At 57.1% G+C, this 17,293-nt stretch carries 20 protein-coding genes and 1 riboswitch; of the genes, 5 read left to right on the plus strand and 15 right to left on the minus strand.

The genetic code is table 11. From position 1 onward, the window contains the following. Positions 1-1,023, plus strand: a 1,023-nt coding sequence (locus DBR30_RS14970) for a flavohemoglobin expression-modulating QEGLA motif protein (protein WP_258224449.1), incomplete at its 5' end; no start/stop codon positions are given. Positions 1,024-1,103: 80 nt separating this feature from the next. On the opposite strand, the gene DBR30_RS14975 is transcribed toward DBR30_RS14970, so the two are convergent. Continuing rightward, positions 1,104-1,685, minus strand: a complete 582-nt coding sequence (locus tag DBR30_RS14975) for a thymidine kinase (RefSeq protein ID WP_108541814.1) — start codon at positions 1,683-1,685, stop codon at positions 1,104-1,106. 90 nt (positions 1,686-1,775) lie between these two features. Continuing rightward, positions 1,776-3,356, minus strand: a complete 1,581-nt coding sequence (locus DBR30_RS14980) for a Na+/H+ antiporter NhaC family protein (protein ID WP_076495464.1) — start codon at positions 3,354-3,356, stop codon at positions 1,776-1,778. An 88-nt stretch (positions 3,357-3,444) separates the two neighbouring features. Further along, positions 3,445-3,616, minus strand: a riboswitch (Lysine riboswitch). A 302-nt stretch (positions 3,617-3,918) separates the two neighbouring features. Between DBR30_RS14980 and DBR30_RS14985 the strand changes: the two genes are divergently transcribed. Beyond that, positions 3,919-4,323 (plus strand): H-NS family histone-like protein, encoded by a 405-nt coding sequence (locus tag DBR30_RS14985; RefSeq protein ID WP_047438330.1) that lies wholly within the window; start codon positions 3,919-3,921, stop codon positions 4,321-4,323. Positions 4,324-4,392: 69 nt separating this feature from the next. Here the strand turns inward: DBR30_RS14985 and DBR30_RS14990 are convergent, their stop codons facing one another. The 5 genes from DBR30_RS14990 to DBR30_RS15010 all read right to left on the minus strand — a co-directional run bounded on the left by DBR30_RS14990 (position 4,393) and on the right by DBR30_RS15010 (position 7,281). After that, complete coding sequence (locus DBR30_RS14990) at positions 4,393-4,968, minus strand: cob(I)yrinic acid a,c-diamide adenosyltransferase (protein WP_108541813.1); 576 nt, start codon at positions 4,966-4,968, stop codon at positions 4,393-4,395. Then, positions 4,965-5,195: a DUF3820 family protein gene (locus tag DBR30_RS14995; protein ID WP_005337126.1), complete on the minus strand. Its 231-nt coding sequence runs from the start codon at positions 5,193-5,195 to the stop codon at positions 4,965-4,967. The genes DBR30_RS14990 and DBR30_RS14995 overlap by 4 nt, the downstream gene beginning before the upstream one ends. A gap of 1 nt (position 5,196) precedes the next feature. Continuing rightward, positions 5,197-5,868, minus strand: coding sequence for a 7-carboxy-7-deazaguanine synthase QueE (queE, locus tag DBR30_RS15000; RefSeq protein ID WP_181363593.1), 672 nt, complete (start codon positions 5,866-5,868; stop codon positions 5,197-5,199). A 61-nt stretch (positions 5,869-5,929) separates the two neighbouring features. Further along, positions 5,930-6,637, minus strand: coding sequence for a 7-cyano-7-deazaguanine synthase QueC (gene queC / locus DBR30_RS15005; protein WP_108541811.1), 708 nt, complete (start codon positions 6,635-6,637; stop codon positions 5,930-5,932). 20 nt (positions 6,638-6,657) lie between these two features. Further along, positions 6,658-7,281: a tRNA-uridine aminocarboxypropyltransferase gene (locus DBR30_RS15010; RefSeq protein ID WP_108541810.1), complete on the minus strand. Its 624-nt coding sequence runs from the start codon at positions 7,279-7,281 to the stop codon at positions 6,658-6,660. On the opposite strand from DBR30_RS15010, the gene rrtA reads away from it, so the two are divergent. Next, positions 7,280-7,873: a rhombosortase gene (gene rrtA / locus DBR30_RS15015; protein WP_181363594.1), complete on the plus strand. Its 594-nt coding sequence runs from the start codon at positions 7,280-7,282 to the stop codon at positions 7,871-7,873. The genes DBR30_RS15010 and rrtA overlap by 2 nt on opposite strands. Here the strand turns inward: rrtA and pyrF are convergent. From pyrF to cmk, 6 genes are all read right to left on the minus strand, one after another. Next, positions 7,848-8,549 carry an orotidine-5'-phosphate decarboxylase gene (gene pyrF / locus DBR30_RS15020; protein WP_005351164.1) on the minus strand — a complete coding sequence of 234 codons (702 nt, stop codon included), beginning with the start codon at positions 8,547-8,549 and terminating at the stop codon, positions 7,848-7,850. The two genes, rrtA and pyrF, sit on opposite strands and share 26 nt — an antisense overlap. A gap of 18 nt (positions 8,550-8,567) precedes the next feature. Then, complete coding sequence (lapB, locus tag DBR30_RS15025) at positions 8,568-9,734, minus strand: lipopolysaccharide assembly protein LapB (protein WP_005337141.1); 1,167 nt, start codon at positions 9,732-9,734, stop codon at positions 8,568-8,570. 9 nt (positions 9,735-9,743) lie between these two features. Continuing rightward, complete coding sequence (locus DBR30_RS15030; RefSeq protein ID WP_005337143.1) at positions 9,744-10,028, minus strand: LapA family protein; 285 nt, start codon at positions 10,026-10,028, stop codon at positions 9,744-9,746. Between the two features lie 158 nt (positions 10,029-10,186). Beyond that, a complete protein-coding gene (gene ihfB, locus DBR30_RS15035; RefSeq protein ID WP_005299934.1) occupies positions 10,187-10,471 on the minus strand; it encodes an integration host factor subunit beta in 285 nt (94 codons plus the stop codon). Positions 10,472-10,563: 92 nt separating this feature from the next. Further along, positions 10,564-12,234 (minus strand): 30S ribosomal protein S1, encoded by a 1,671-nt coding sequence (gene rpsA, locus DBR30_RS15040; protein ID WP_005337148.1) that lies wholly within the window; start codon positions 12,232-12,234, stop codon positions 10,564-10,566. Positions 12,235-12,328: 94 nt separating this feature from the next. Beyond that, on the minus strand, positions 12,329-13,021 hold the full coding sequence (cmk, locus tag DBR30_RS15045) for a (d)CMP kinase (RefSeq protein WP_019444698.1): 693 nt from the start codon (positions 13,019-13,021) through the stop codon (positions 12,329-12,331). A gap of 248 nt (positions 13,022-13,269) precedes the next feature. Here cmk and ribA point away from each other — a divergent pair, with 248 nt between their 5' ends. Continuing rightward, a complete protein-coding gene (gene ribA, locus DBR30_RS15050; protein ID WP_108541809.1) occupies positions 13,270-13,863 on the plus strand; it encodes a GTP cyclohydrolase II in 594 nt (197 codons plus the stop codon). Positions 13,864-13,944: 81 nt separating this feature from the next. On the opposite strand, the gene DBR30_RS15055 is transcribed toward ribA, so the two are convergent. After that, positions 13,945-14,901, minus strand: a complete 957-nt coding sequence (locus DBR30_RS15055; protein ID WP_108541808.1) for a LysR substrate-binding domain-containing protein — start codon at positions 14,899-14,901, stop codon at positions 13,945-13,947. Between the two features lie 63 nt (positions 14,902-14,964). Then, the gene (locus DBR30_RS15060) at positions 14,965-15,840 is read right to left on the minus strand and encodes a LysR family transcriptional regulator (RefSeq protein WP_108541807.1); all 876 of its coding nucleotides are present in this window, start codon (positions 15,838-15,840) and stop codon (positions 14,965-14,967) included. A gap of 95 nt (positions 15,841-15,935) precedes the next feature. Between DBR30_RS15060 and DBR30_RS15065 the strand changes: the two genes are divergently transcribed. Next, positions 15,936-17,159: an MFS transporter gene (locus tag DBR30_RS15065; protein WP_108541806.1), complete on the plus strand. Its 1,224-nt coding sequence runs from the start codon at positions 15,936-15,938 to the stop codon at positions 17,157-17,159. The last annotated feature ends 134 nt before the right edge of the window (positions 17,160-17,293 follow it).

Consider the following 17,293-nt stretch of genomic DNA (forward strand, 5'->3'; position numbering starts at 1 on the left):
GAGATGCTGCGCCAGCGCGGCCAACCCGATTTTCAGCGTTACAGCCAGCTGCTTTATGGCTCTGCCAGCGATCACCTGCGCGGGGATCGCAAGACCCTCAAGGAGCTGGGCGCCCGCCTGTGCGATATCTTCTCCCTGCCCGGCGCCCGCCATCTGGTGCGCCCCTACCCCAAGGAGTTCGAAGGAGAGGCCGCGGTCGCCAAACTGCAGGGCAAGCTGTCGAGCTACTTCAGTGACGGCACTGTGCAGGTGAAGCTGAGCGATGGGATTGTCTCCGATGCCGCGGCTGGTGGCGACTACATCAAGCTCAACTCCCACGCCCGTTTCTCCGAGCTGGACTTGCAGGTGCTGGAGGTACACGAGGGGTGGGTCCATGTCGGCACCACCCTCAACGGTCGCCAGCAGCCCTATGCCACCTGGCTGAGCGCCGGTTCACCGCGGATCACCGCCTGTCAGGAGGGGCTGGCTGTCCTGATAGAGACCCTCACCTTCAGCTCCTTTCCGGATCGGGCCAAGCGCATCTCCGATCGGGTGATGGCCATCGACATGGCCGAACGCGGCGCCGATTTTATCGAGGTGTTTCAGCACTTCGTGCGGCAGGGCACCAGCGAGCACGACGCCTACAAGATCACCCAGCGGGTCTTTCGTGGCGGCATGGTGGGCGGCGGCGCCTGCTTTACCAAGGATCTCTCCTACGTGCGTGGCTATGTGGAGACGGTCAACTTTATCCGCAGCGCCGTGCTGGAAGGGGTGCCGGAGATCCTGCCGATGCTGTTTGTCGGCAAGGTGACACTGGATGACATTCCGGTGCTCTATCAGCACTATCTGGAGGGGCTGATCGCCGCCCCCCGCTATTTGCCGCCGATGTTTCGCGATCTCACCGGGCTCTATGTCTGGTTCGGTTTTGCCTCCGGCATGTCACTGGTCGATATCGGCCGGGTACAGCACCATTTTCGCCAGCTGTTTCAACGCCTGCCGGTGGCCGACCCCATCATTGCGCCGGTGGATATCGAGATCGACTGAACCACAGCGATAGAAGTTGGGGAAAATAAAAAGGGCGCCAGATTGGCGCCCTGCTCGACGATTCAAATATCGCAGCCGAATTACTTGTAGGCCCGACCTTCGAGATAGTGTTTGCGACAGAGCGATACATAGCGATCGTTGCCGCCGATCTCCACCTGTTCGCCATCACGCATCACCAGCCCCGCTTCGTTGACCCGGGAGTTCATGTGAGCCTTGTTTCCACACCAGCAGATGCTCTTCAGCTCTTCAAACTTGTCAGCCAGACAGAGCAGATGGTAGGAACCGGGGAACAGCTCGCCGCGAAAATCGGTCTTGAGGCCATAGGCCATCACCGGAATATCCTGCTCATCGACGATGCGGGCCAGCTGGTAGACCTGCTCACGGGTCAGGAACTGGGCCTCGTCCACGATAAAAACATCGATATGTTTCTTCGCATGGCGCGCTTTCACCATTTCAAACAGATCACAGCTGTCGCTGAACACGTCCACCTTCAGTTCAAGGCCAACTCGGGCACTGATCACCCCGACCCCGAAACGGTCATCGATGGCTGGCGTCATCGCCAGAGGATGCATGCCCCGCTCCAGATAGTTGAAGTGCGCCTGAATGAGCTGGGTGGATTTGCCTGAATTCATGGTGGCAAATTTGTAGTGCAGTGAAGCCATGATACTGTTCCGAAACTGAATTTATGGGGCGCATGCTAACCAAAGCCCCTGACAAAACCAAGGGGCCCGCGGGCCCCTTGCTCTAAAATGTTACGCGGTGGCCAGCTCTGGCCGCGCTTTGGCCTTTTTCAGGTGATAGCTGGTAAAGAGCACAAACCAGAGGGCGCTGACGCTGAAACCGGCCAGGCTGGAGTGCATCAAGCCCATTGCCAGGTAACCGATGGCCGCACCGAAGGCGATGGCCAGCGCATAGGGCAGCTGGGTCATCACGTGATCGATGTGATGGCAGCCGGCACCGGTGGCGGAGAGGATGCTGGTGCTGGAGATGGGTGAGCTGTGATCCCCGAACACCGAGCCAGCCAGTACCGCAGCCAGCATCGGCAGCATCAGGCTGATGTCGCTGGCGGCGGCCATGTCACCGGCCAGCGGCAGCATGATACCGAAGGTACCCCAGCTGGTACCGGTAGCAAACGCCATGGCACAGGAGAGGATAAAGACCACGGCAGGTAGCACTTCGATCGGCAGGTTGCCGTTAGCCAGCGAAGCCAGGTACTTGCCGGTCTCCACGTCGCGCACCACGGCACCGATAGTCCAGGCGAACAGCAGGATGTTGATGGCCGGCAACATGGCCATGACGCCTTGCGGCGCGGCCTTGATCCAGTTTTTGGCACCCAGCTTCAGGCGCATGGCCAGACCGATGGAGACCACCAGACTGCACAGTGCACCGTAGACCAGCGAAGAGCCGACGTTGGTATTTTCGAACGAGCCGAGCACGCTGAAGGGCAGCCCTTTCTCGCTCAGCACCGCAGCACCGGAATCAATCATGAAATAGATGGTGGCGGCGGTCAGGGTCAGGATCGGCAGTACCATGTCGATCATACCGCCGTTGCTCTCTTCCGGGCTCTCCATATCCAGACCGATGGGGCGGCCCTTGGACTCATCCCACAGCTTGCCTTCCAGCGCCCACGCTTCATGTTGACGCATCGGGCCGATGTCGAGTTGGAATGCAATCACCACCAGCACCATGATCAGGGTGAAGACGGCGTAGAGATTCATCGGGATCATCTCGACAAATGCTGCGATGGGGCTCTGTTCAGTCAGACCGTGGGCCGCCATGATGCCGCCAACCAGAGCGATGATATAGGCACCCCAGGAGGAGATGGGCATCAGCACGCAGACCGGCGCCGCGGTGGAGTCCAGCAGATAGGCCAATTTGGCACGGGAGATCTGGAAGCGGTCGGTGACCGGACGGCAGATGGCCCCGACCGACAGGCTGTGGAAGAAGTCATCGATAAAGAAGGCAAACACCATCATACCGGTCAGCGCTTTGGCGCCCTTGCGGGTCTTGGCACGACGCTCGGCCCATTCGGCAAAGGCACGGGTCGCCCCGGAGACGCTCATCAGGCTGATGAGGCCACCCAGCAGCAGCATAAACAGGATCATGTTGACGTTGTCACGATTGAGCGCACCATCGACCCAGAAGATCTTGAGCACGGTATTCAACATGTAATGCAGGGATTCGAGGGGCGAAAACTGATTGAGCAGCAAACTGCCGGTGACGATGCCCACACCAAGGGACAGCAGCACGCGGCGGGTCATGATCGCCAGTGCGACAGCCAACAGGGGGGGAAGAACGGACCAACCGGAGTCGGCGAAATGACTAATGTCCATGATCTCTTTGCACCTAAAGATTACAGGTGGAGATCTACCGAGAGGATCTAAAGAAACAAAACCTATGGGGAGGTCATACTCCTCAGCCCCTTCAGGTAGCGCTCCATAGTGGATGACTATGGCAGTCCTGCACCTATTAGATGCAGAACCAGCAGCCCGGTATGATGGCCTGGCCACTTCGGCGCTGACTCCTTTCCTTGTGCATCACAGGCATCACCCTCCGCACAAATACTCATAGGCAGCGCGCCTCTACTTAAAGGTATTCGCCGCACATTTTATCGAGATGGCAGCTTATAGCAAGTTTTTTGATTAAATAATCATAATAAACATATCAAGGTCGAAAAATGGTAGTCAAATGATGCAACAACGCCTGTTTTGACGCTATTTTCACCTACTGCGGTTTCATTGGCATCCAATCTCCAAGCCTATTGCTGGCCATATTAAATATCTGTATTGATGTTCCCCACGGATATTATATTTAACCCGGCTTGACTTATTTAAATTGCCAAGCAAGAATCAGCTAGAACATAATATTTTTCTCTGACTCGACGTGGTAACTCCTATGAATGAATTTTTGAAGGTACTGCTTAATATCCGCAGTCTGCGTGCGACCTGCCGCGAACTTTCTCTGGAACAACTGGAAGAGGCACTGGAAAAACTCTCTGCGATCGTTGCTGAGCGTCAGCAGGATGAAGCTGCCGAGCGTCAGGCCCGTGAAGAGCATCTGCGGAAAATTAACGAATATAGCGAAATGCTGAAAGCCGCCGGTATTGACCCGGCCGAGCTGGTCAATGCCGTTGCAACAACATCTGGCAAGACCGAAAAAACAAAGCGGGCGCCACGTCCTGCCAAATATCGCTATCAGGATAATGGCGTAGAGAAAACCTGGACCGGCCAGGGCCGTATGCCTTCGGCTATTGCCAGCGCAGTGGCAGCAGGCAAATCACTGGAAGACTTTGCTATCTGATCTCAATCTCGTTGCTAATAAAAAACCTCGCCAAGGCGAGGTTTTTTATTGCCGCTTAAACGTGAAATATCAGATAGCCGATTGCGGGCGATCTGCTGCCTTGACCCACAGCACTTCACGATCCCCTGCCACGCAGATGAGATAGCGGGCAACGGTAAAGAACCAGTCACTCATCCGGTTCAGATAGGGCAGCACCTCGGGATTGACCCGCTCTTCCCGGCTCAATGTCAGCAGCAAGCGCTCGCAATGACGCACCAGAGTACGCACCACATGCGCTTGCGCCGAGGCACGGGAACCACCGGGCAATATAAATTGGCGCAGCGGCAGCAATGGCTCACTATAACGATCTATCTGCTGTTCAAGGCGAGTGGTCCAGGCGGCATTAACTTGCCAAATTGATTCATTCTGGGCGTCGCTGGAGAATGCCAACTCGCCCCCCAGATCAAACAACTCCTGTTGCAACAGCTGTAAATCAGCCAATAAACCGATCTCTTGCGACGGCACGTCACAAATCAGCAAGCCAATATGGGAGTTGAGCTCATCGATATAACCGTAGGTCTCGACCCGCAAATGATCCTTGGGCAACTGGATACCATCGGCCAGCCGGGTCATGCCCTTGTCGCCCTGCCTCGTATATATTCTCATACCGACATCCTGTTAATAATGGGAATAATCATGGACTCGAGTCCATTGAGTTTGATTTCGTAAGCTAACGCCAGCGTCTGGCCCAATTTACCCGCCGGAAAACCGCTGCGCGCCATCCACACCAGATAGGGCTCGGGAATATCGATGATACGCCGCCCCTGATATTTACCGTAAGGCATCTTGTTGGTCAGGGTCAGCAGTACCTGTTCGTCGGATAGCCAATCCATATTAATCGATATCCAGATATTTATGAGTCTGGATTGAGAGTCGCCAGTTACGCGCGATACAGGTATCCATCGCCAATTGGGTGGCCCTTGGTTTCTGGCTGATCGGCTGCAAGGCAATGACCACGTCCGGGCGCAGGGTAGCGGTAGCGAGCAGCGCATCCAGCTCTTCAATATGGTGCTCGGTGGCCACCGGATGCTTGATCTCGTTGGCACGCTCCAGCGCCGAGACCAGCACAGGCAGCCCCCCTTTCATACCGATCTTGGGGGAGACTGTTACCCAGGTCTGCTCATGAGTCTTGATCTCGCTGGTGCCACTGGTTTCAATCTGCACCCGATAACCCGCCGCCAGCAGGGCTGACGAGAGTTCGTGCAGATCGTAGAGGCAGGGTTCCCCACCGGTGATCACCACATGGCGCGCCTGATAACCCAGATCGGTAAAGCTCTTGATAATCTGCGCGGTGCTGAGTTGGCTCCAGCAATCGGATTCGTTGGAGCGATCCAGCACCGCCGCCTTGCCCACTTCACGAGCCGGATCAACAACCCAGGTATGACGGGTATCGCACCAGGGGCAGCCCACCGGGCAACCCTGCAGGCGAACAAAGATGGCGGGCAGGCCGGTAAAGATGCCCTCCCCCTGGATGGTCTGGAAAATCTCGTTGATTGGGTAGTGCATCTCGATCACGGCTTGTTGCAAAAGTCGCGGATTATACCCCAAGCCACGGCAAGACGCAGGCTCACTCTGCGCTTTTCTCGCCCAGCCCGGTTTTCTCAAACAGTCTGGCCATGATGCCCGCCTTGTCGGCCAGATAGTTGTTCAGACCGCGACGGCGCAGTACACACGCAGGACACGTGCCGCAACCGTCACCGGCAATGCCGTTGTAGCAGGTCAGGGTCTGCTGGCGCACCGTGTCGAGGTGACCATAGTGATCCGCTAGTGCCCAGGTTTCGGCCTTGTCGAGCCACATCAAGGGAGTTTCAAAACGGATGCCACGATCCAGCCCCAGCGACACCGCCTGATTGAGGGCCTTGACGAACTCGTCACGGCAATCGGGATAGCCGGAGAAGTCGGTCTCGCAGACACCTGTGATCACCGCTTCGGCGCCCACCTGATAGGCATAGATGGAGGCCAGGGTCAGGAACAGGATATTGCGGCCCGGCACGAAGGTGTTGGGCAGCCCGTTATCCTGCAGCTCGCAGCTGACAGGAATGTCGTCACGAGTCAGGGCAGAGACCGCCAGCTCATTGAGCAGCGTTACATCCATCACCTTGTGGGCGGCAATCCCCAGTGCACTGCCCAGACGGCGCGCGGTGTCGATCTCTTCCCGATGGCGCTGGCCATAGTCAAAGGTGATGGCGTGCACTTCATCATACCGGGCCAATGCCTGCACCAGACAAGTAGTGCTGTCCTGACCACCGCTGAAAACCACGACTGCTTTTTTCATCTTGATAACTCCTTGAATTGTCACGCGCGGCGGCCTTCGGCAAAGTCCTGCCACTGGGTATTCAACCGATTGAACAGGGTCAGCAAGGGCGCATAGCGCTCCGGCCTCCCCTCCCACCGGGACAAGAGGTGATAGCCCGCCTCTATGGTAGAGAGGGCATCGGGAAAGGGTTTCTTGCGAATGGCATATTGACCGGCAATGGCACCAATGCAGATGCGGGGCAAGCGGGCCAGTGCCGGATTGCTCTGCAACATGCGATAGGCTTTGCGCCAGGTGCCGTCAAGCAAGATAAAGGCGACTGATGCGGAGCCAGAGGATTCACTCTCCCACTGTTGGCGAAGATCGGTCAGCGAAATGGCATCCTCATCCGGCCAGAGTAGATAGCAGCGACGGGAAGGATCTGCAAGCAACCCATTGAGCCACTCATCGCGGGAAAAGTCCTCCCCCACATGGATCTCGCACTGTTGCAAAGAGGCCGCCAGCAGCGCGGCAGTCCCCTTGGGATGTGCCACCTCGTTAGGGTGCTGCAAGATGTAGAGGGGCGTGTGATTGTCAACCGGCACAATATAATCGCACAGGCAGGCTTTGAGGGCTCGGGTGCAACGTGTACAGTATCGACTGTTCTTGTCGTTGGACTGTTTCATGTTGTCAGACAAATCTGGATTGCTCTGGGTTATCACGCTCTCTCTCACCAGCTTGCTACTCTTCTTTACCGTTCCCAATCTTCAGCTCTCCTTCGATCGGCCCTTGATCGCCGGGGGCGAAGGGTGGCGGATCATAACAGGCAATCTGGCTCATACCAATCTGTGGCACCTGCTGCTCAATCTGGGCGGCCTCGTCATCCTCTATAGCCTGTTTCGCGACTATCTGGGTGGGACTCGCCTGCCGCTGCTGATGTTGCTGCTCTGGCTGGCAGTGGGCTTGGGGATCTGGTGGTGGTGCCCGCAGACCCAGTGGTACATGGGACTATCCGGCTCGCTGCATGGTCTGTTTGTCTGGGGAGCCATGCAGGATATCCGCCACGGACGCCGCACGTCGGGCTGGCTACTGTTGGCAGGGATGGGGCTCAAGCTGGCGATGGACTTCTACAACGCAGGAGAGAGCCCGATATCCACCCTGATCAATGCCAGGGTACACATCGGCTCTCATCTTATCGGGGCCGGTGCAGGCCTGTTGCTCGGCCTGCACCGCGTATCACTGAGTGAGCCTGTTACGCACCAGCCAGCTCGGCATTGATGCTGGCCAGCATGGCGGCCGGATCGGCAGCCTGCGTAATGGGGCGACCGATAACCAGATAATCGGACCCCGCCTCGACCGCCGCTTTCGGTGTCATCACCCGGCGCTGATCCCCGGCCGCTGAACCGGTCGGGCGAATACCCGGGGTGACCAGCTTGAACTCATCACCCAGCAAGGCTTTAAGCTCATGGGCCTCGTTGGCAGAGCAGACAACCCCATCCAAGCCGGATGCCTTGGTCAAGGTAGCCAGCCGGATCACCTGCTCGGCAGGGCTCACATCCAGACCAAGAGGGATCATGTCGGACTGCTCCATGCTGGTCAGCACGGTCACGCCGATAAGCAGGGGGGCCTTGTCGCCATAAGGCAGTAGCGCCTCTTTGGCGGCACGCATCATCCGCTCACCACCACTGGCATGCACGTTGACCATCCAGACACCGAGCTCGGCACTGGCTGCCACGGCTTTGGCAACGGTATTGGGAATATCGTGAAATTTCAGATCCAGAAAGACATCGAATCCCTTGGCCACCAGCTGGCGTACAAACTGCGGGCCAAACAGGGTAAACATCTCCTTGCCTACCTTGAGACGGCACTGGGCCGGAGAGATACGTTCAACGAACGCTAAGGCATCTGCCTCGTGCTGATAATCCAGCGCTACCAGTACTTTGGGATCTTGCATCTCACATCCTATTGCTTGTTATTCACCGTCCAGACCACGGATCGGCTTGATGGAACCCCACTGGCGACAAGACGGGCACTGCCAGAACAGCGAGTGAGTGGCAAAGCCACACTGCCGACACTTGTGGGTTGACTTGATTTTGATCTGCTCGCCGACCAGCTGTTGCAGCAGTTCGAGGCTCTCCTTGGCAGGCCCCTCTTCCGCACTGGCCAGCTGAAAACCCACCAGCTGGTAAAAACCTTTCATCGACGGATGACGACGCAGCTGACGCAACACCAGCGAACGGGCCTGGCTCAGGCCATCACGCTCTTCAACCAGCTTGGCAAGAGCCAGGGTCACGCTGACGCCGGCGTGATCTTCCACTGCCTTCTCAAGCAGCGGGATCAACGCAGGCGTGCGGCCCAACTGCTGATAGCACTCGAGCAATTTGGGCATCGCCTCGGAGGCAAAGTCGATATCCTGCTCGAACACCCGCAGCAGCTCCTTGCTGGCCTGCTCATACTCTCCATCTGCCATGGCGAGCTCAGCGAGGCGCAAACTGGCCCGGGCACATGCCGGATTGATACTGAGCGCCCGTTTGAGCTTGGCCAGCCCCTCCCCTTTATTGCCCTCACGCAGCGCGATTTCGGCCTGTTCGCAATAGAAATGGGAGATGGGGTCGGCCAGCTTCTTGCCCTGGAATTTTTGCAGACGAACCGCCACATCGATGGCCTTATCCCAGTCCCGCAACTGCTGATGGATGATCAACAGCTGTGCCAGCGCCGTCTCTTCATAGTCGCTGTCATCACACAGCTCATTCCAGAGCGCTTCCGCTCGGTCCAGCAGACCAGCAGCCAAAAAGTCGCGCGCAAGCTCCTGCAGGGCAAGCTGTCGCTGCTCCCGGGTCAGTTGGCGGGTTACCAGGTTCTGGTGGATCTTGATGGCACGATCGACCTCCCCACGCTGGCGAAACAGGTTGCCGAGGGAGAGGTGTGTTTCGATGGTTTCACTGTCCACCTCAAGCAGCTGGATAAAGAGATCCACCGCCTTGTCGGATTCATCGGACAGCAAATAGTTGAGGCCCGCCACATACTGGCGGGAAAACTGGTTACTCTGTTTCTGGGTGTCCTGGCGAACACTCCTGCGACCCATGTACCAGCCATAACCGGCGGCGATGGGCAACAGCAGGAAAAGCAGTTCAAGCATTGAGGAACATTATTCCTTACCCGGTGACCGGGCCAGCTCCAACTCGCGGGATTGACGACGCATGGTGCGGTTGAGGGTGCGGTTTTGCATTTTCAGGCGCAGGAACAGCAGGCCGAATACCAGCCAGCCCAGCAAAAAACCGCCAGCGAAGAAGAAGCCCAACAGCATGGCAAGCGAAAACTCACCCTGAGCGATCAGGTAATTGAACTGAACCAGCTGGCCATTTTGTGAGCCCAGCGCCAGGGTCAGAACAAACACCAGCACCAGCGGAATGAGGGCCAAAATACGCTTCATAAGAGCTCCCTGTCAGTATCTAATGAGAGGCTGATTATCCTTAAAATCGCAGGCAGACTCTAGAGTGAATGGGAAAAGAGTTTAAGAAACAAGACGATTGGCACAGGAATCGGTGCCAAAAAGAAAAAAGGCATACCCGAGGTATGCCCATTTCTGCATTATTCAATGATGTTGACGCGCTCGCGCAACTCTTTACCAGGTTTGAAGTGCGGGACATATTTCCCGGTCAGTTCAACCTTGTCCCCAGTCTTGGGGTTGCGGCCCACACGGGGCGCACGATAGTGCAGTGAAAAACTGCCAAATCCGCGGATTTCAATCCGGTCGCCGTTTTGCAAGGTCGACGCCATCTGCTCAAGGATCTCCTTGATGGCGGCTTCGACATCCTTGGCCGGCATATGCATGCGGCTGGCTGCCAGTTGTTCGATGAGATCTGATTTGGTCATAACGTTAAATCTCCTTCCCCGATCACATGCAATATTCATTTTGCCAGGATAAAAAAGGGCGGCGCAATGCCGCCCTTTTCTTGCATCAAGGATTACTCACCCTTGGCGGCTTTGAACGCTTCCATCATAGCATTGCTGAACACAACTTCTTCTTGCTGGTTCAGGTTATCGATAGCAACACGCTCATCAGCCTCGTCCTTAGCACGGACAGACAGGCTTACGGTGCGGTTCTTACGATCAACGCCCATGAATTTAGCTTCAACTTCGTCACCAACAGACAGCACCAGAGTGGCGTCTTCTACACGGTCACGAGCAGCGTCGGAGGCACGCAGGTAGCCTTCTACGCCATCAGCCAGTTCGATAACGGCACCTTTGGCATCAACCTCGGTAACCTTACCCTTCACGATAGCACCTTTCTTGTTGTCAGCCAGGTACTTGTTGAACGGGTCTTCTTCGATCTGCTTGACACCCAGGGAGATGCGCTCACGCTCCGGATCCACTTGCAGAACAACGGCTTCGATCTCGTCGCCTTTCTTGAATTCACGCACGGCTTCTTCGCCCTGGTTGTTCCAGGAGATGTCAGACAGGTGAACCAGGCCGTCGATACCGCCATCCAGACCGATGAAGATACCGAAGTCAGTGATGGACTTGATCTTGCCGGAAACACGGTCGCCTTTGGCGTGAGTTTCGGCAAACAGCTGCCACGGGTTGGATTTGCACTGCTTCAGACCCAGGGAGATACGACGACGCTCTTCGTCGATGTCCAGAACCATCACGTCAACCACGTCGCCAACGTTAACAACTTTGGACGGGTGGATGTTCTTGTTGGTCCAATCCATCTCGGATACGTGTACCAGGCCTTCAACGCCCTCTTCGATTTCAACGAAGCAGCCGTAGTCGGTCAGGTTGGTCACGCGGCCAGACAGACGGGTGGTCTCCGGGTAACGCTTGGCGATAGCAACCCAGGGATCTTCGCCCAGTTGCTTCAGACCCAGGGATACACGGGTACGCTCGCGGTCGAACTTCAGAACCTTGACAGCGATCTCGTCGCCAACGTTGACGATTTCGGAAGGATGCTTAACGCGCTTCCACGCCATGTCGGTGATGTGCAGCAGGCCGTCAACACCGCCTAGATCTACGAATGCACCGTAGTCGGTCAGGTTCTTGACGATACCCTTAACTTCTTGACCTTCTTGCAGGTTAGCCAGCAGGCTTTCGCGCTCGGAGGTGTTCTCGGTCTCGATCACGGCACGACGGGAAACAACAACGTTGTTGCGCTTCTGGTCCAGCTTGATGACTTTGAACTCGAGTTCTTTGTTTTCCAGGTGAGCGGTGTCACGGATCGGACGCACGTCAACCAGAGAACCCGGCAGGAAGGCACGGATGCCGTTCAGTTCAACGGTGAAACCACCCTTGACCTTGCCGTTGATGATACCGATAACGGTAGCTTGCTCTTCGTAAGCCTTCTCAAGCTGCAGCCAGGCTTCGTGGCGCTTGGCTTTTTCGCGGGACAGCTTGGTTTCGCCGAAACCATCTTCGATAGAGTCCAGAGCCACGTCAACGGTGTCGCCGACGTTGATTTCCAGCTCGCCCATGGCGTTCTTGAATTCTTCAGCCGGGATAGCGGACTCGGATTTCAGACCGGCGTCAACCAGTACGAAACCGTTCTCGATAGCAACGACAGTACCCTTGACGATGGAACCTTGACGGGTTTCAACGGCGTTCAGGGACTCTTCAAAGAGTTGAGCAAAAGATTCGATCATTGTTTATGTCACAAATGAAACATCCACTTGCAATCCGGCACAAGCGGGGCTGTTTTAAATAATCTGCGCCATCCTTGGTGCAGACGACCGGATGTCAGCTTGCGCTGGCATCACCAAGTTGTTGCTCTGCATAGGCGAGTACTGTTGCCAGCACTTCATCTATGGTCATGGCGGTAGAGTCTACCACCAGAGCATCTTCTGCCGGTTTCAGGGGTGCAGTAGCGCGATTTCTGTCGCGATCGTCACGTTCCCGAATCTCGGTTAAAAGACGCTCAAAGTTAACATCAAAGCCCTTATCTTGCAACTGCTTATAGCGACGCTGTGCCCGTTCTTCGGCACTGGCGTCGAGGAAAATCTTCACCTCGGCCTCGGGGAAAACAACTGTACCCATGTCACGACCATCGGCAATCAGACCCGGGGCCTGACGAAATGCCCGCTGACGGCGCAGCAAGGCTTCGCGCACACGGGGGAAGGCGGCGATTTTACTGGCAGCATTACCCACTTCTTCGGTGCGGATGGTGCGGGAGACATCTTCCCCTTCCAGGATCACCTTGACCAGATCGCCCTCAACCTGAAATTGCACATCCAGATTGGCGGCCAGCGGCACCAGTGAGGCTTCACTGTCCAGCTCTACATCGTGATGCAGGGCGGCCAGGGACAACACCCGATAGATGGCGCCCGAGTCCAGCAAGTGCCAACCCAGCTTCTCAGCAAGCAGCTGACACAAGGTGCCTTTACCTGCACCACTGGGGCCATCAATTGTCATTACGGGGGCCATCTGAGGCATAACTTCTCTCCTGCACTGTGTTGCTCCCATCCCGAAGGGGTGGGTTAATGGGCGCCGATTATACCCGAATGTGGTGAGCCTGGCAGTCATCAATCCGCACAAAGGGCCAAAACCCCGGCGGACAGCTGTGCTTGTATCTCATTTGGAGATTTCATTAAGCAATGCAGGGACTTGTTCTTATGGTCGTTCCTGACAAGGCGCGCTAAACTGGCCCCCTTTTTTGAGCCGTTAGTAGTAAGGAGCAACCTATGAGCAGCGTTACCCTCGTGGCCCAATCCAAATTGCCAACCCCTTGGGGCACCTTCACGCTGGTAGGTTTTCAGGAAACCGGCACAGGCAAAGATCACGCCGCACTGGTGATGGGCGACATTACCGGTGAAGAGCCCGTGCTGGGCCGGATCCACTCAGAGTGCCTGACCGGCGACGCCCTGTTCAGCCTGCGTTGTGACTGCGGTTTCCAGTTGCAGGCGGCCATGGAGAATATCGCCAAAGCCGGTCGTGGCGTGTTGCTGTATGTGCGTCAAGAGGGTCGTGGCATCGGCTTGCTCAACAAGATCCGCGCCTATCACCTGCAGGATCAGGGTGCCGATACCGTGGAGGCCAACGTGGCCCTTGGTTTTGCCGCCGACATGCGCGATTACACCATCTGCGCCGATATGCTCAAGCAGCTTGAAGTCCAGTCTCTCAAACTGATGACCAACAACCCGCGCAAGATGAAAGCCATGGAATCCTTCGGTATTCCGGTGGCCGAACGGGTACCGTTGCAGGAAGGGCGCAACCCCCACAACGAGTTCTATCTGTCGACCAAGGCCAACAAGCTGGATCATATGCTGAAGAAGTGAGCCTGCATTGACGAATGTCAGATAGTCAAACGCCTCCCATTGGGAGGCGTTTTTCTTGGGATGACCACACATCAACCCAAGCTATCTAAGTGGCACGGTCAAATTGGCCAGCAGAGCTTCAAGCTCTTCGCCAGTGCGGGCAGCACAGTATTGTTCGACCCGCTCCCGGGTCAATTGCGGCGCGAGACGTCCAATCAGGTCATACAGATAGCCGCACAAAAACGCCCCTCTGCGCAACCCGATAGCGGCAACGCCACTAGGTAGCCAAGGCACCTGTTTGAGCAGCAGATCACCATCGCGCTGGGGCTCCCAGGCAAAAGTTGCCATCACTCCGATGCCCATCCCTTGTCTGACATAGGTCTTGAGCACATCGCTGTCGCTCGTACAGCAGGCGATCCGGCTCTCGGCATGAGCGCAATCAGAGCCATGAGTTGTGGAGAGAGCCCTTCCATCGGTCACCAGCGTAAACTCCACCAGCTCGGCCGGGGTCAGCGATGTTGCTTTGGCCAACGGATGCTCCTTTGGCAGCACCAAGCCCCGTTGCCACTGAAAAGAGGGGAGCATCAGCAGATCGCTCCCATCCTCCGGTTCATCCGCCAGCAGCAGATCGGCAGCGCCATCATGCACGGCTGCGCGGCACTGCGCCGCACTCCCTTGCATCACAGTTACGGCAACTTTGGGGAAGCGGGCCATGAATCCCTTGAGGATGGCGGGCAGAATATAACGGGCTTGCAGATGAGTAGCCGCAATGGTGAGGGTTCCCTGCTCCGGATGCACATGCTGCCTGGCCATCACTTTGATGGTGGCGACCTTGTCCAGCACCTCCGCGGCCACTTTGATCACATCCCGACCTATGGGGGTGATTTGGGTCAGGTGTTTGCCGCTGCGCTCGAAGATCTGGATCCCCAGCTCATCCTCCAGCATCCGCACCTGTTTGCTGATCCCAGGCTGGGAAGTAAAGAGGCTCTCGGCGGTGGCCGACAGATTCAGCCTGTGGTTCGCCACCTCGACGATATAGCGCAATTGCTGCAGTTTCATGGTGTAGCCCTCAAGCGAACCCACCGTTAATAGTAACAAACTTTCAGCAATGGCCCGCCGCCATCAGGCCCGGCGCTCCTTGAGTAGAAAATCACGCAAGGCACGGTTGGCCATGGATAGCGGATCGCCACGCCGCCACGCCACACAGAGATCGAGATAGATGGGCGGGTCGAAGGGTACGCCACTCAGATCCGGCTCCTCTTCCAGCACCATCCGCAAGAAGGTGCTCACCGCAAAGCCTTGCCGCACCACCGCCTTGAGCAGAGGGATAAGATTGCTCTCGAAGGCGATATCGGGTTCAACGCCCAGGCTCTGGGCCAGCGCCTCCATATGCTCCCGGTGGTAAAAACCACGGCGAAACAGCGCCAACTCCTGAGCAAAGAACTGCGAGAGGGTGACGGCCGATGCGCCACGCAAGGGGTGATCGTCCCCCACCACCATCAACATCTCTTCGCTCAGCAGATGTGCCCCCTCGATGGCGGGTGGGAGATCACTGGTGATGAGAATGGCCAGATCGAGGGAGCCATCCACCATCCGGCTGAGCAGCTCGCGGGTACCGGCCTCTTCGACCCGGATCTTGAGGCCGGGGTAGCGGTGCTTGAAGGCCATCAGACGAGGGGGGAAATAGTAGGAGCCCATCATGTAGGGGATCCCGATCCGCACTTCCCCCCGCTCCAGCCCCTTGAGCTCGGCCATCTCGGCCTCGGCCTGATGCATCTGCAGCAACAGACGCTCGGCATGGCGACAGAGCACCTCTCCCTCAGGGGTGAGCCGTACCGCCCGGTCCTGTCGATCAAACAGCCGCATTTCGAGCTGCTGCTCCAGCTTGGCGATGGCCATGCTGATGGCCGGTTGTGCCACATGCAGACTGTTAGCTGCCTTGGTAAATGAGCCGGCATCCCTGACCGCCAGCAGATAGGTGAGCTGTTTCAGATCCATGTATCAATTCATCTTATGGGATAGATAACTTAAATATATTATATTTATAACCGCAAGGACTCTACCCTGACCAAAAGTAGTCAGGACAATACGCAATGATTGAAGTTGGAAGTCGCCAGTGGATACGTGCAACCCTGGCCCTCAGCCTGGGCTCTTTTCTGGTGTTTCTGAACCTCTACCAGACCCATCCCCTGTTACCCCTGATTGCCGAGGTCTTCTCGGTCAACTCCCTCTCGGCCAGCTGGACCCTGGCAGGATGCACTGCAGGCCTCGCCGCCTCCCTGCTGATCTGCGCCAGACTGGCGGATCGCCATGGCCGTCGGCAGGTCATGCTGGGTACCCTCACCCTGGCGGTCCTGCTCTCACTGTTAATCCCGCTGGTTGAGCAGTTTGGCACCCTGCTGCTGCTACGCATCCTGCAGGGCGCGCTGCTGGCAGGACTGCCCGCGACCGCGATTGCCTATATGGGGGAAGAGTTCAGCAAACGGGCGCTGCTCTCGGCGGTGGGGGTCTATATTGCCGCCAACTCCCTCGGTGGCATTGCCGGTCGAGTGGTCGGCGGTCTGTTGGCGGGCTGGTTTGGCGACTGGCAGCATACCTTTCTGGGGGTCGGTGTAATCAGCCTGTTACTGCTGCCGCTGGTCTTCTGGCTGCTGCCCCATCAGACCCGCTTTGTGGCGAGCGCCCCCGTTCGCGGCCAATTTGCCCGCGCCTTGCAACAACACCTGACCAATCCCTTGCTGGTAGGGGCTTACCTTATCGGCGGGCTCAACTTTATGGTGTTTCTGAACCAGTTCAGTTATCTCACCTTCCTGCTGGCCAAGCCCCCTTTCTCCTTGCCCACCCAGTGGCTCGGCATGCTGTTTCTCACCTATCTCTCAGGGACGGTGGCCTCCTCTCTGAGCGGCCGATTTGCCAATCGCTGGGGGGCACAACGCATGCTGCTGGTCGGGATCGCCCTGATGGCCCTCGGCAGTCTGTGGCTGCTGCAAGCTAGCCTGCCCGGGATCCTGAGTGGCTTGCTGATCTCCAGCTTCGGCTTTTTCCTGGCACACGCCTGCGCCAGTGCCTGGGTCGGTCATCATGTCGAACACAACCGCGCCCTCGCCTCCTCCCTCTATCTGGTGGCCTACTATCTGGGAGCCAGTCTGGGGGGACTTTACCTGCACCCCTTCTGGGAGCAGGGTGAGCTAGGCGGTCTGGTCATGGGGATTGAACTGGTCCTCATCCTGACGGCGGGCTTGAGCCTCTGGCTCGGCCGTCTCAAGCAGCGAAGCCAATCGCCACTGCCCGCCCAGCAACCCCACCGACACGGGTAACGGGCTCAGCGCAAACAGGGTCACCCACGAGCAGATGGCGCTCTCGCAACCCAGCACCGCCAGATAACAAAAGGGGTCACACCGGTGACCCCTTTTGCTGCGTTATTCAAGAGCCTGTCAGGCTCGCACCGCAT

Source organism: Aeromonas sp. HMWF017 (genome assembly GCF_003061465.1).
Taxonomy (GTDB): Bacteria; Pseudomonadota; Gammaproteobacteria; order Enterobacterales; family Aeromonadaceae; genus Aeromonas; species Aeromonas veronii.